Raw genomic sequence first — 12,639 nt, forward strand, 5'->3', positions numbered from 1 at the left:
CCATTTTTAAGTATTGTATTTTAATTATTATAGTTAAGTGAAATTGGCTGAAATTTTATAAAATCAGGCAATACATATCCATACTTTTCTAAGACATAATTATTATATTTAGTATCTATGCCAGAATTCCTATCGTATAAATCTATTAAATATCCATCTAACTTGCAATGATTTGAAATTTCCGCATTTTCATTTAAGACAATTATACCAGATAATTGATTATCATTAAACAATACTTTGTCATTTATTATTAAAATTTGATTTTGACACTCTGATTCCATCTTTAAAGTCCCACTATTTTGAATAATCACATCAATTTTATCGACTTTATAGAGAATATTTCTTCTTACTACAAAATCTTTCAACTCATCATCATATTCTCTTATTTCTTCAAATATAAAATAATTTCCATTTTTCGTGCCAAAAATATAATCACCATCTAATTCAATCACTTTATTATTCTTGGTCCAATCATTATTTTTAAATGAATTTCTTATTTTTTCTAAATCCTCTTTATTCACCTTTCCTGAGTTTAATACTCCATCTTTTTCTTTATAAATTTTATTTATGTAATTCCCTCGAATTTTCGCATCTGTTGATATTTTTTTATATTTTATTTTCGCATTTAACTCTACAATATCATTTATATCGCTATCTTTATTTAATTTCACTTTCCTTAAAAATAATTTTATGATTTCTGTATCTAAAGGTTTTATTTCACAACTCAAATTTTTATATGTATCTTCAGAAAAAATAAAATCTCTCAGTTCTTTTTCAAAACTATCTTCAGAAATTTTTATATTTAAAACAGATTCTGCTGCATAATTTGCCTTAATTCTATCTACCCTATTTAAATTAATGTAAGAAGAATTAGAAATATAAGAATATATAAAATAAAAAAATAAAGAAAGAAGTCCCACTAAAATAATTGTAAAAATATAAATATAACCTCTTTGTTTAAACTTCATAATTCTTTTATCCTTTTCGCGACTTTCATTGTAAGTTCTTCTTTTTCTTTAAACTTTAACTTAACTATAAAGCAGTTTTTATCATCTGTTATTGAAAAATCATCTACTAAATTTGTCAATGAATTTTTTCCTTCACTTTTAAGACTAGAAAATCTTTTTAATTTCGTCACTAAAGAAGAATTTCTATAAACTTGCTTCTGTTCTAAATTAAACCATATGTAGTTAAATTTATTTCCCTCTGTTTGTATAAAATAAATATCATTATTTCCCCTAGTATAATATTCACTTTTCTCTATTTCATTTTTTATGTATTCTAGAGTATAAGAAATATCTGAATTTATATTTTCATTTAAATAAGTTTTATTTAAAGCTTTTTGTGAAATTCCCAATATAGATGTAAAGACCATTGATATAATTAAAATTATAGCAACAGATATAACAAGTTCAATAAGAGTATAGCCCTTTTTGCGATAAGTACACTTCAAACTCAATTTCTTCATCCGAATCACGCCTTTTACCAGAAACCACTATATGATTTAAATTTCCAACTTTATTATTATCTACATTTATAATAAAATCACTATTTCCATCTCTAGTAACATGAAAATCTAAATCTTTACTATCACTATTATTATAAGCTTCTCCAATTATATCTTCCATCTTCGAAAAAACTTCATTTACAAGCATTTCTCTTTCTTTTAGATAATTTTGATTTTCCAAAAGACTTATTATATTTGGCAAAATAATAGATGCAATAATTCCAATGAGTGCTATTGAAAATAGTACTTCAATCATTAAATGTCCACGATTTTTATTTTTCAACTTCATAAAAATTCACCTTGCCAGTAACTGGTTCAATTGTTATTTTATAGAAATACCTACTTTCAATAGAAAACTCAATTGTACCAGAAGAATTAATATTATTTAAAAAAGAAGGTTTGCCACTTTTTGTAAATCTTATATTTTCCAAATTTGTAGACTCAACTTTAACTAGATTATTGAATTTTACCTCTTTACTTTTTTGTCCAAAATTTGTAGAATATCCATCTCTTCTAATTTTTATACTTGTTTCACAATTATTTATCTGAGCATAATGTTTTAGAAATTTCATATCTAAAGCCATCTCTTTGAGTTGATTTTTAGATTCAATTCTATCACGAATATTTAAATTTAAATCACTTATAGAAAGTAAAATCATTATAATCCCTATAACTAAAATCATCTCTATAAGAGTGAAAGCTTTATACTTCTTCATAATATTCAACTTCTTTTGCAAAAAAGAATAAATCTTCGCCTTCTTTTGGAATTAAATAAAAATAACTTATGTCCTCCTCAAAAATATTTACCTTAAACCAATCTGAATTTATAATTTGCCCATTATACGGAATCTTTTCTCCTAATATATTTATAACTCCAAATTCTTTACAAGAATCATAAGGAAAAAATAAATACATGGACATTCCATTGCAGTGCCTATTAACTCCAAGTTTTATTAAATCCTTAACACAATCTTTTTTTACATACACAGATAAAATTTCAGAATTTTCATAATAATTTAATAAAATATCTTCATCACTAACAATAAATTTATCATTTTCTAATTTATTTTCTACACTATCTTCTATGCTCTTATCTAAAAAATCATTCCCTAAAGTAAAAACTTCTTCTTTAATTTTATTTTCACTCACAATATTTTTTTCAATCTTATCTATATTTTTACTTTTAATATTATTATCTTTAATAGAATACTTTTTATTTCCCTCAGAACCTTTTATAGACTCATCTTTTTTATTACTATTTTTAAATTTTACTATTTCATTATCATTTTTTGATTTTTCAATTTCTTTATTTTCTAAAGAAGATTCTAGAACATCATTGTTTTCTTTTTGACTATCTTCTCCAAAATAAGCACTCTTAAGATCTGAATAATAAATGGTTTTTGAAGGCTTTTTGGCCTTAAAAACATATGTAAAATTATCTTCGTCACTTCTATTTAAATCAATATTTGAAAATCCATAGTATTTTGTAAAATCCTTTATATTATCAAAATTAGCCGCATCTATTTGTCCTGAAATAGACAAAACTTCAACATCAGTATGACTTTCTTTTGAAAAATTATCTTCCGTTAAATTTTTTTCTCTTAATATTTTACTTACACTTTCACTAGAAAAATCTCCAAATCCATTATATTTGTAGTCTAAATTTTCTCGATATATACTAGAATTTAGCTCTTTTTCAGAAAGTTCTTCTCTTTCTTTTCGAATTAATAAATTATAAAAAAGAAATTCTATTAAAAGTAAAGTTAAAATAATTAATAATATTTTTTCCCTCTTAGATAAATTTCTATATCCAATTTTTTTACTTAAAATATCAAATATATCCATTTAAATTTTCCTCTAAATATTTTGCAAATTTCTTATGCAGTGTTCTATTAGGGTGAATCCCATCAATTAAGTCATCTTCTATATTAAATTTTTTGGCATAATCATAAAAGGAAATAACTTTAAAATCTTCTGACTTTTCTTTTAAAGACCTATCATAATCTTCAATTTTTTTATTTAAAGATTTAAAATTAATAAAATATTCATAAGACTCGTCTAAATTTTTTGAAGAAGTTAAATAAGGAGAAACAATATAAATTTCACCACCTAAATATCTTAATTTTTTAACAATTTTTTCTATATTTTCTAAAACATGGTCTAGAGAATCACCATTTAAAAAATCATTTAACCCAATATTAACTATATATTTATCATAACTTATCAAACTATTTATAGAACAAAGAAGTTCCCCAGAAGTGAGCCCATTTACACTAAAATTATCTATATCATAACCTTTTCCCACTAAATAATAAATCATGGATTTTCCACCAACTAAAAATCCTTCAAATATAGAATCCCCTAAGGCACAAATTTTCATAAAACCTCCCTAAAATTTCTACAAAAGATTTTCTTCCAAAAAACTAAAATATTTATTATCTCCAATTATTATATGGTCTAAAATTTCTATATCTATAATTTTAGAAGCTTCAACTAAATTATTAGTAAGATTAATATCTTCCTTAGAAGGCCTTGGATCACCTGTTGGATGATTATGTAATAAAATAATACTATGAGCATTATCGCTTATTGCACTTTTAAAAACTTCTCTAGGATGAACAAGAGTCATATTTATTGTTCCTTTAGAAATTTCTCTTACATAATTTATTTCTTTTCTTGTATTAATTGTCATAATTCTAAAGTGTTCTTCTTCCAAAGAACTCATTTCACTTAATACATAATTTGCAGCAATAGAAGGCGATGTTATTCTTATTTTTGAATTATAACTACTATTTGCAAGTCTTACACCAAGTTCAACTGCGGCAATTATCATTGCAGCTTTTGCCTCTCCAATGCCTTCTACCTTCATAAGATTTGCAAAATTTGCATTTTTTAAACTATTTAAACCGTTTTCATCACTTTCTGATTTAATACTTCTCAAAATATTTTTAGCAGTATCAATTGCAGAGTCTCCTTTTTTTGTTCCAGTTCTTATAATTAAAGCAAGAAGTTCAGCGTTAGAAAGATAATTTGCTCCAAACTTCATTAATTTTTCTTGAGGTCTCTCATCTTCTGGCATTTCTTTAATAGTGTATCTTACTACTTCTTCTTTCATAACATCACCACAAACAAAAATCAAATAATTTAATCAAATCTCTATTTATCTTTCCAATAGGAAGACCCACTATATTAAAATAATCTCCATCTATTTTCTCAACTAGTAGAGATCCCCTCCCTTGTATTCCATAAGCTCCTGCTTTATCTTTATACTCTTCAGTATCTAAGTATTTTTCAATTTCATCATCACTTAAATCATAAAATTTTACAAAAGACTTATCATAACTAACGTACTTAATATTTTTAGACTTTTTAAATATGGAGTAACCTGTGTAGACGCTGTGTATTCTTCCGCTTAACATTTTTATCATACTTTTTGCATCTTCTCTACTTTCAGGCTTCCCAAAAAGTTTGCCATCTAATTCAACTAAAGTATCCGCAGAAATTATAATATTGTCCTCATAGTCTTTTGCAACTTCTATCCCCTTCTCAAAAGCAAGAGACATCACAGTTGTCTCAGGTTTAAAAAAATTATCCTTATTTTCTAAGATTTCCTTTGTTACAATTTTAAAATCTATAAAATTTTCTAAAATTTCTCTTCTTCTTGGAGAATTTGAAGCTAAAATAACTTTTTCCATATAAACCTCTTTATTTTAATATATTTGTATTATCCACGATATAAATAGAAGCCAGTCCAACAAAATATCCAGTAAAAATTCCTAAAATAACAAGCAAAGGTAAATAAGCTAAAATAGTAGTAGTTTTCATAATAAAACACGCAACTAAAACTTGGCCTAAATTGTGAAAAAAAGATCCAATTTCGCTTATTCCAATTAAAGAAAGGTACTTCCTCAAAAATTTATGTGCAAGTATCATAGAAATAGAACTTAAAATTGCACCACCTATTGAAAAAAAGAAACTAGATACGGCACCTGTAACAATTCCTAAAATAATAGTTTTAAAAATTGAAACAAAAAAACCTTCCTTATATCCTATGGCCACAATAGTTACAAGAACTACAATATTTGATAGACCAAGTCTCGCTCCTGGGATAGCAACAGGAATTGGTATTACACTTTCAAAAAGTCCAAGAACAATGCCAATAGCAGATAACAATGACAAATAAATAAGTTTTCTATTTTTTTTCATTTTAAAACCATATCCAAACCATCATTATTCTCTTCAGACACAATTTTTACAATTAAACGATTTGGAAGACATACAATAGAATCGCCAACAGTTTTTATTTTTCCCATTTTTACACAAATTTGATATTTACAATCAGAACTGTGCATATGAACTTCACCATTTTCTATATGAATTTTATTTTTTCCATAAATCGTATTTACATCTATATCTTCTTTTATACTATCATCTAGATAAATTTCTTTAAAAGTTTTCCCATCTACTGTTATAACAACTTTTTTTATATTTCCTTCTTTTTCGAAATTTGTTTTATTTGTAAAAAAATAAATAAAACAAGATGCTATTACAATTAAAAAAATTACTAATATATCTGCTTTTTTTAATTTTTCCATAATTTCATTATAGCACAACTTTATAATATGTAGTAATTATAAATAAATAATTAGCCTAGTTTAAATAAATTTAATTTTATAAAAATATTAAATTTGTAAATTTCCAATAAAAAACTACCTGACATTATTAGTCAGATAGTTCTATAAAATGGTGCTAAAGGTGGGACTTGAACCCACACGATCTTGCGACCGCCAGATTTTGAGTCTGGTGCGTCTGCCAATTCCGCCACTCTAGCAAAAAAAAGAAGTGCCCTAGGCACTTTTTATATTGTGGGGTGGATAGTGGGAATCGAACCCACGATCTTCAGGACCACAATCTGACGCCTTAACCAGCTAGGCCATACCCACCACAAACAATAGATACATCTTAACAAATTATAAATTAATTGTCAAGATTTTTTTACAAATTTAAACTCTTAAAGTTCTAAAATTTTATTCTTAAGATTTTCAAGTGCTTTCGCTCTGTGGCTTATTTTATTTTTTTCAGCAACTCCAAGTTCAGCAAAAGTTTTATCAAATCCCCTTGGTATAAAAATACTATCATATCCAAATCCTTGACTGCCCTTTTCTTTTTTTGAAATGCTACCTTCACATATCCCTTCAATTGGAATAATATTTTTGTCTTCATCAATTAAAATTATTTGAGTTTTGAAATATGCACTTCTGTCTTCTTTGTCTTCTAAATTTTTTAAAAGTTTCTCTCTATTTTTTTTATCATCATGCTCTGAAGCATATCTAGCTGAATGAACTCCAGGTTCTCCTCCCAATGCATTTACAAAAAGGCCTGTATCATCAGATAGTACTGCATACTTTGTTCTTTCTGCAATGGCATTAGCCTTTTTTAGAGCATTATCATAGAGCGTTAATCCATCTTCTTCAACTTCAAAATCTAAATCATAAATGTCAGATTTTGCCATGATTTCAATATCTAAATCTCCAAGTATTTCCTTTATTTCTTTTAACTTATTTTTATTATCAGTAGATAAAACTAAAGTCTTCATATATATTTCTCCAAAATATCAAAATACTTAAATATATCACAAATTCCAGTTTTTGCACCTTCTAAAAATTCATTTAATTCATTCATAGAAAAAGTATCCCTTTCTCCAGTACCTTGAATTTCAATAATTTCAAGTTTGTCATTCATAACTACATTTAAATCTACATCAGCATTAGAATCTTCTTTAAAATCTAAATCGACAAGTTTAATTCCATTAACCTTTCCAACACTTATGGCAGCAACTTTTGAATTTATTGGATCTTCTTCAATTTTTCCATCTTCTAAATATTTTTTTATTGCCAATCTAAGAGCAATATAAGATCCTGTTATAGAAGCTGTTCTAGTTCCACCATCTGCAGAAATCACATCACAATCTAACCAAATAGTTCTTTCTCCTATTTTATCCAAATCAATACAAGATCTTAAAGCTCTACCGATTAATCTAGAAATTTCGCTACTTCTACCATCAATTTTACCTTTAGAAATATCTCTAATTTTTCTTGTAGGCGTTGAACCTGGAAGCATTGAATATTCACTTGAAAGCCATCCTTTATTTTTTCCTCTCAAAAATCCAGGGACTTTATTTTCAATCATAGCTGTACAGATTACTTTTGTTTCTCCACATTCAATTAACACTGAACCATCTGGGTGCTCCAGATAATTCGGTGTTATCTTAATAGGTCTTATTTCGTCATTTTGTCTATCTTCTCTCATATTTCCCTTTCTTATTTTACGACATAATTATCCATATAATTTTCTATTCCATTGTAAATTCCTTGTGCCAATTTATCGATATAAGCTAGATTTTTAATTTCTTCTAATTCACTTTCATTTGATAAAAACCCAAGTTCAACTAAAGCTGACACATTTTTAGTTTTGTTAAGAACAATTATTGCTGGTCTATTTTTTATTCCACGATTTGTTGCTCCTGTTTCTTTTATAAGAGCTTGTTGCAAGCAATTTGCAAAGTTCTTTTGTACTGTGTCCTTTATTTTAACATTTTTTTCTGAAGCATAGAGAACTTCTATGCCCTTTGCATCTGTATTATCAGAACTATTGAAGTGAATGGATAAAAATAAATCTGCGTTGCTATCATTTGAAATAGAAGCTCTGTCTAGTAACTTTACATATTCATCTCTAGTTCTTGTTATAGTTGCGTTTATATTCGGATTCGTATTTAATTTTTCCATCAAATTTTCTGCTACTAATAAATTTACATCTTTTTCATAAGTTTCGCCATCTGCTGCAATAGCACCTGAATCTTTTCCGCCATGTCCTGGGTCAATTACTATATTTAGTTTTCCATTTATTTCAATTTTATCTTTTATAACTCTATTTTCTCTATCTTTTAATTTAAGATCTGCTTCTTCAAAAATTTTATCTTCTTTTCCGTCTTTAATTTCATTTTTTATCTTATCTGTTTCTTTTTTTTCAACATTTGACTCAAAATAATTATTATCAAATATTGAATTAGATTTGCTATCTCTGTCCTTATTTTTTTTTATTATCATTTACATCAGTCTTCAATTTCTTGTCTGAGTTTTTTGTAGATTTAGATTCATTTTTTTTCTCTAAAGTTGATTTTGAACTAAAAGTACTTATTTCTGCTCTAACTTCATCATTATTCCAATCAACATTATAGCCAAAAGTTTCTGAAATAAACCTTAGAGGAACCATGGTTTTAGTTTCTTTTCTAGGACTTTTATAGAGTGCAAGTTCTGGTGCTTGAGCCTTGTCTAAATTGACTTTTTTGTTGTTTACATAGACAACTGAACTGTCAATTTGCATCTTAATAACATCGCCATTTAAAGCAATATTAATACTTTGATTTTTCCCATTCCATTTTACATCTGCACCTAATTTCTCTGTGATTTCACGTATTGGTACAAAAGTTCTGCCTTCTTTTATGTATGGGACAAACTCAGTCTTCAAATTTTCATCATTTACTGTTACGCCTGCTTCTTTAACTTTAAAATTACTTCCGCTTATGCTTACATTAAAAATATTTGTCGCAAATACTGGTGTTATTAACACGAGCATAAATAATAATCCAATTTTCAAAAATTTTTTCATTTGATTTCACCTAATTAAAGTTTATATATCTTAAATTTGTTTGTCAATATTGTTACCTAATTGTAATATTTAAGAAATAACTTTGTATAATTCATCAGAATCAGGCTCATTCAAAACTATTTCATCTTTATCTTTTATAACTATACATTTTTTATCTGCGGTAATTTCACCTATTGATGTAACTTTGATATTTTTAGTTTCTGCTTCCTCTTTAAATCTTTTAAAATCGTCTTTATTAAATATCATAAGCATACTTCCACTTGAAATTAATCTGCAAGGATCAATATTATAAAATCTTGAAATCTTTTCTGTAATTTCTAATATAGGTATGTCGCAATAGTCTACTTTTATCCCATGATTTATCGCTATTGTTGTTTCCCATAAAGCTCCAAAAAATCCACCCTCTGTTATATCGTGCATATGTTTTACATTATATTTGGATGCAATTTTCGACTCTTTTAGTACAGAAATTTCTTCTGAGAGTGAATTAGCAAAAGAAACTTCTTCTTCATCTAAAATCTTATTAATTTCATCTTTTTCATTTGAAATAATGCTAGTTCCTTCTATTCCAATATATTTTGAAACTGCTACAATATCTCCCTTCTCAACTTTTTTAACATCAGGTCTTTTATCTCTACTAACTCTTCCCAAAACTGTGGTAGAAATTATTATTTTATTTACAGCATCTGTGATTTCTGTATGACCTCCGACAATATCTAATTTTAATTTTTTACAAGTTTCATTTGCATCTTCTATTATTTCTTTTAAATCATTTATTGTGGCACTTGGAGGAATCAATACAGTTAACAAAACTCCAACAGGATCAGCACATTGACAACTTACATCATTTACTGAAACATTTATTGCTAAAGATCCTAAATTCTTAGATGCTCCTGTGATTGGATCTGTCGATGCTACGATAAGGTCATCTCCAAAATCTAAGAGAGCATTATCGAGCCCTGTACCACTTTTTAAAATAACTTCATCTCTATTTGAACTTAATTTATTAAAAATATATTTTTCTAATAATTCAGTTTTTAACTTTCCAATTTCCAAATTAACACCCCAAAAAAATTTTACTATTATTTTATTTGCATTTCAAATTTGTTGAATCCATCTTCTATATAAAAACTTTTATTTACAATATCAAAATCTTTGAAAATTTCATTAAAATAATTTTCATCCTTAACTATTCCTTTAACAATTATCTTTCCATCTTGAAAGGAATAGGCGGTTATAATTAGCTTATCATTTTCAAGCTCCTGAATTTTCGAAATTTTTTCTAAAAATACTTTATTTCTTTCTTGAAATTTATCGCTAGAATTATCTTCAGATTCGAGTTTAGTATTTTTTGTAGTTAAAATATTTTTTTCCGTATTTTCTACCATTCTTTTAAGATTTGAAAAATAAATTAAATTTGCCATTACTATTCCTAAAGAAAAAACAATTAAAAAAAGATTAATATAATTTACTTTCTTAACTTTTTTCTCTTTTCTTTCAGGAAATTTTATGTGTATATCTTCATCTAATAAATTCCACTTTAAACTACTATAAGTTTTTAAAATTTCTTTTATAATATCTGAATCACAAATATTTCCAAGAAAATAAATTCTATCTCCTTCTGCAAACTTTTCCATTTCATAGATATCATTTATAAAATAATTTTTAAATTTAAAATTAAAGTCCTCATCTATCTTTAATTCTTCTGGATCATATCGAAGATTAATAATATTAGAAGCATTTTTTTCTTCTAGATTATTTTCTTCTACTAATTTCCTTATATTTTCATTATAAATTTTTTTGTAAATATTTACTAAATTATCTTTTACAAAAATGTATTTTACATAGTCAACAGAAATTTCTATATATTTGCCATTTTTTTCAATAGATTGTGCTTCTGGAATAATTTCAAAATTCTCTACTCCAATTTTATCTAAGATTTCTTTAAACTTTAAAATAATTTCTTTTAAAACAAGGTCAATTGAAAGATCTAATATATCTTTCTCCTCCTTATGTCTATAAAAAATCTCATAATCATCAAGTTTAAAATCTCCATAGTCTTCAAGCTCTAGCTTTAAGAAATTCTTTATTTCACTTTCTTTAATTTTAGGAATTTTATAATTTATATGTATAGTTGAAGTGGAGTCAAAAATTAAAATTATGTTATCCCTCTTATTGAAATCAATATTTTCTAGAATCTTATCAAATTTGTAATAAAAATGATGATAGTCTAAAATTTTTCCATCTCTATATATTCTATAAGGAATTGGAATTAATTTGGATTTTTGATTACTCTTATCTTTAAATTCTATATAACCATCATTTATTTTTAACTTTATAATATTTTTATCAAACATAATTCACCTGCATAAAAGGAAAACAACAATAGCAATACTTATAAAAGGTCCAAAAGCAATTGAATCTTTTAGACTTTTTTTATTAAGTATAATTAAAACTAATGAAAAGACGGCAGCACTTATAAAAGAATTTCTAAAAAGTGCAAAAGCGTCAAATAAACTTTCTGCCAGAAATCCCATTACAAAAGAATAATATACATCTCCAAAACCCATCATACCAGTTGTAAAATACAAAAGATAAAAAATAGAACCCATTCCCAAAAAGTATTTTAATGAATTAAAAATGCTCGCTCTTTGAAAAATTTTAAGAACAATTACAAGAATAAGCAAAATAACCAAATCAATATTATAGATATATCCACTTTTGTAATCAATAATCCCAATAAATATCACAACTGTAATTATTCCAATAACCAAGAAAGTTTCAACACTTAAATCATATTTTAAATATATCAAAAGTGACAATATTGACACTGTAAATTCTGTAATAAGTTTGTCCTTTCCGATTTTATTTTTACAAGACGAACATTCTCCTTTAAGAAATATATAGGAAAAAACTGGAATGAGTTCATAAAAATATAACTTTTTGTTGCAAAAATCACAATGACTTCTACCATTTATAAAACTTTCATTCCTTTCCCTTCTATAAACAAATAAATTATAAAAAGAAGAAAAAGTCCCCCCAAGGAAAAATATTAATATCCCCAATAAAACTTTATACAAATTAATTTCCATTATCTAGAACTAAAGATTTATTTTCAACTTTCAAAATTCCTGGACTAACTTCTACATCACCATCATCTTTTGCGGTTACAGTAAATTCTGTTGCGCCTGAATAATGTTTTGCTGGTTTTGGAATTTTATCTCCTTCTAAGTATGGCTTTAAACTATCAACTGATATACTTCCCTTTGTATTAGGATTATCTATTAGATATAAAATACCTGCACTTTTTAATACCTTTACATTTGAGTTGTGAGCTGCAGCTTCTGCGGCTAAATTCGTAGTACTATATCTCATAGCAGCAATGGAAATTAGAATTGCAATAATTGCAATAACTATTACAAGTTCAATTAATGTAAAACCTCTTTTTTTCTTTTTCATTTTAA

General features: G+C 26.0%; 18 protein-coding genes and 2 tRNA genes. All 20 read right to left on the reverse strand.

Features of this window, described 5'->3' with window-relative positions:
• Nucleotides 1-20: 20 nt before the first annotated feature.
• Nucleotides 21-968 (reverse strand): hypothetical protein, encoded by a 948-nt coding sequence (locus BQ5450_RS02730; protein WP_010246945.1) that lies wholly within the window; start codon nt 966-968, stop codon nt 21-23.
• On the reverse strand, nt 965-1,468 hold the full coding sequence (locus BQ5450_RS02735) for a PilW family protein (RefSeq protein WP_071125916.1): 504 nt from the start codon (nt 1,466-1,468) through the stop codon (nt 965-967). The genes BQ5450_RS02730 and BQ5450_RS02735 overlap by 4 nt, the downstream gene beginning before the upstream one ends.
• Nucleotides 1,413-1,796: a type II secretion system protein gene (locus BQ5450_RS02740; RefSeq protein WP_010246947.1), complete on the reverse strand. Its 384-nt coding sequence runs from the start codon at nt 1,794-1,796 to the stop codon at nt 1,413-1,415. The genes BQ5450_RS02735 and BQ5450_RS02740 overlap by 56 nt, the downstream gene beginning before the upstream one ends.
• Complete coding sequence (locus BQ5450_RS02745) at nt 1,780-2,223, reverse strand: prepilin-type N-terminal cleavage/methylation domain-containing protein (protein WP_071125917.1); 444 nt, start codon at nt 2,221-2,223, stop codon at nt 1,780-1,782. The genes BQ5450_RS02740 and BQ5450_RS02745 overlap by 17 nt, the downstream gene beginning before the upstream one ends.
• Nucleotides 2,210-3,352 carry a hypothetical protein gene (locus BQ5450_RS02750; RefSeq protein WP_071125918.1) on the reverse strand — a complete coding sequence of 381 codons (1,143 nt, stop codon included), beginning with the start codon at nt 3,350-3,352 and terminating at the stop codon, nt 2,210-2,212. Before BQ5450_RS02750 ends, BQ5450_RS02745 begins: the two co-directional genes overlap by 14 nt.
• Nucleotides 3,339-3,887 carry an SGNH/GDSL hydrolase family protein gene (locus BQ5450_RS02755; RefSeq protein ID WP_071125919.1) on the reverse strand — a complete coding sequence of 183 codons (549 nt, stop codon included), beginning with the start codon at nt 3,885-3,887 and terminating at the stop codon, nt 3,339-3,341. The genes BQ5450_RS02750 and BQ5450_RS02755 overlap by 14 nt, the downstream gene beginning before the upstream one ends.
• Nucleotides 3,888-3,905: 18 nt before the next feature.
• Nucleotides 3,906-4,622: a RadC family protein gene (radC, locus tag BQ5450_RS02760; RefSeq protein WP_010246951.1), complete on the reverse strand. Its 717-nt coding sequence runs from the start codon at nt 4,620-4,622 to the stop codon at nt 3,906-3,908.
• A gap of 4 nt (nt 4,623-4,626) precedes the next feature.
• Nucleotides 4,627-5,202, reverse strand: coding sequence for a Maf family protein (locus tag BQ5450_RS02765; RefSeq protein WP_071125920.1), 576 nt, complete (start codon nt 5,200-5,202; stop codon nt 4,627-4,629).
• A gap of 10 nt (nt 5,203-5,212) precedes the next feature.
• Nucleotides 5,213-5,713, reverse strand: coding sequence for a Gx transporter family protein (locus BQ5450_RS02770; RefSeq protein WP_010246954.1), 501 nt, complete (start codon nt 5,711-5,713; stop codon nt 5,213-5,215).
• A complete protein-coding gene (locus tag BQ5450_RS02775; RefSeq protein WP_071125921.1) occupies nt 5,710-6,102 on the reverse strand; it encodes a NusG domain II-containing protein in 393 nt (130 codons plus the stop codon). Before BQ5450_RS02775 ends, BQ5450_RS02770 begins: the two co-directional genes overlap by 4 nt.
• Nucleotides 6,103-6,251: 149 nt before the next feature.
• Nucleotides 6,252-6,338, reverse strand: a tRNA-Leu gene (locus BQ5450_RS02780).
• A 35-nt stretch (nt 6,339-6,373) separates the two neighbouring features.
• A tRNA-His gene (locus BQ5450_RS02785) sits at nt 6,374-6,450 on the reverse strand.
• A 68-nt stretch (nt 6,451-6,518) separates the two neighbouring features.
• A complete protein-coding gene (gene rdgB / locus BQ5450_RS02790) occupies nt 6,519-7,103 on the reverse strand; it encodes an RdgB/HAM1 family non-canonical purine NTP pyrophosphatase (protein WP_071125922.1) in 585 nt (194 codons plus the stop codon).
• Nucleotides 7,100-7,816 (reverse strand): ribonuclease PH, encoded by a 717-nt coding sequence (gene rph, locus BQ5450_RS02795; protein WP_071125923.1) that lies wholly within the window; start codon nt 7,814-7,816, stop codon nt 7,100-7,102. The genes rdgB and rph overlap by 4 nt, the downstream gene beginning before the upstream one ends.
• A gap of 11 nt (nt 7,817-7,827) precedes the next feature.
• Nucleotides 7,828-8,613 (reverse strand): N-acetylmuramoyl-L-alanine amidase family protein, encoded by a 786-nt coding sequence (locus tag BQ5450_RS09295; RefSeq protein ID WP_234346988.1) that lies wholly within the window; start codon nt 8,611-8,613, stop codon nt 7,828-7,830.
• Nucleotides 8,594-9,175: a stalk domain-containing protein gene (locus tag BQ5450_RS09300; protein ID WP_234346989.1), complete on the reverse strand. Its 582-nt coding sequence runs from the start codon at nt 9,173-9,175 to the stop codon at nt 8,594-8,596. Before BQ5450_RS09300 ends, BQ5450_RS09295 begins: the two co-directional genes overlap by 20 nt.
• Nucleotides 9,176-9,244: 69 nt before the next feature.
• Nucleotides 9,245-10,231 carry an AIR synthase family protein gene (locus tag BQ5450_RS02805; protein WP_071125924.1) on the reverse strand — a complete coding sequence of 329 codons (987 nt, stop codon included), beginning with the start codon at nt 10,229-10,231 and terminating at the stop codon, nt 9,245-9,247.
• A gap of 26 nt (nt 10,232-10,257) precedes the next feature.
• Nucleotides 10,258-11,532 (reverse strand): type IV pilus biogenesis protein PilM, encoded by a 1,275-nt coding sequence (locus BQ5450_RS02810; protein ID WP_071125925.1) that lies wholly within the window; start codon nt 11,530-11,532, stop codon nt 10,258-10,260.
• A 3-nt stretch (nt 11,533-11,535) separates the two neighbouring features.
• The gene (locus BQ5450_RS02815; protein WP_010247174.1) at nt 11,536-12,255 is read right to left on the reverse strand and encodes a prepilin peptidase; all 720 of its coding nucleotides are present in this window, start codon (nt 12,253-12,255) and stop codon (nt 11,536-11,538) included.
• 1 nt (nt 12,256) lies between these two features.
• Nucleotides 12,257-12,634 carry a prepilin-type N-terminal cleavage/methylation domain-containing protein gene (locus BQ5450_RS02820; protein ID WP_374042356.1) on the reverse strand — a complete coding sequence of 126 codons (378 nt, stop codon included), beginning with the start codon at nt 12,632-12,634 and terminating at the stop codon, nt 12,257-12,259.
• Nucleotides 12,635-12,639: the final 5 nt, after the last annotated feature.

Source organism: Peptoniphilus lacydonensis (assembly GCF_900106515.1).
Classification (GTDB): Bacteria; Bacillota; Clostridia; order Tissierellales; family Peptoniphilaceae; genus Peptoniphilus_A; species Peptoniphilus_A lacydonensis.

Bases quoted from the DNA above. Each gene is read 5' to 3' on its own strand.
- BQ5450_RS09300 (WP_234346989.1), bottom strand. From the start codon at position 9,175: ATGAAAAAATTTTTGAAAATTGGATTATTATTTATGCTCGTGTTAATA.
- BQ5450_RS02730 (WP_010246945.1), bottom strand. From the start codon at position 968: ATGAAGTTTAAACAAAGAGGTTATATTTATATTTTTACAATTATTTTA.
- BQ5450_RS02735 (WP_071125916.1), bottom strand. From the start codon at position 1,468: ATGAAGAAATTGAGTTTGAAGTGTACTTATCGCAAAAAGGGCTATACT.
- BQ5450_RS02740 (WP_010246947.1), bottom strand. From the start codon at position 1,796: ATGAAGTTGAAAAATAAAAATCGTGGACATTTAATGATTGAAGTACTA.
- BQ5450_RS02775 (WP_071125921.1), bottom strand. From the start codon at position 6,102: ATGGAAAAATTAAAAAAAGCAGATATATTAGTAATTTTTTTAATTGTA.
- rph (WP_071125923.1), bottom strand. From the start codon at position 7,816: ATGAGAGAAGATAGACAAAATGACGAAATAAGACCTATTAAGATAACA.
- BQ5450_RS02770 (WP_010246954.1), bottom strand. From the start codon at position 5,713: ATGAAAAAAAATAGAAAACTTATTTATTTGTCATTGTTATCTGCTATT.
- BQ5450_RS02810 (WP_071125925.1), bottom strand. From the start codon at position 11,532: ATGTTTGATAAAAATATTATAAAGTTAAAAATAAATGATGGTTATATA.
- BQ5450_RS02765 (WP_071125920.1), bottom strand. From the start codon at position 5,202: ATGGAAAAAGTTATTTTAGCTTCAAATTCTCCAAGAAGAAGAGAAATT.
- BQ5450_RS02750 (WP_071125918.1), bottom strand. From the start codon at position 3,352: ATGGATATATTTGATATTTTAAGTAAAAAAATTGGATATAGAAATTTA.
- BQ5450_RS02745 (WP_071125917.1), bottom strand. From the start codon at position 2,223: ATGAAGAAGTATAAAGCTTTCACTCTTATAGAGATGATTTTAGTTATA.
- BQ5450_RS02820 (WP_374042356.1), bottom strand. From the start codon at position 12,634: ATGAAAAAGAAAAAAAGAGGTTTTACATTAATTGAACTTGTAATAGTT.
- BQ5450_RS09295 (WP_234346988.1), bottom strand. From the start codon at position 8,613: ATGATAATAAAAAAAAATAAGGACAGAGATAGCAAATCTAATTCAATA.
- BQ5450_RS02755 (WP_071125919.1), bottom strand. From the start codon at position 3,887: ATGAAAATTTGTGCCTTAGGGGATTCTATATTTGAAGGATTTTTAGTT.
- rdgB (WP_071125922.1), bottom strand. From the start codon at position 7,103: ATGAAGACTTTAGTTTTATCTACTGATAATAAAAATAAGTTAAAAGAA.
- radC (WP_010246951.1), bottom strand. From the start codon at position 4,622: ATGAAAGAAGAAGTAGTAAGATACACTATTAAAGAAATGCCAGAAGAT.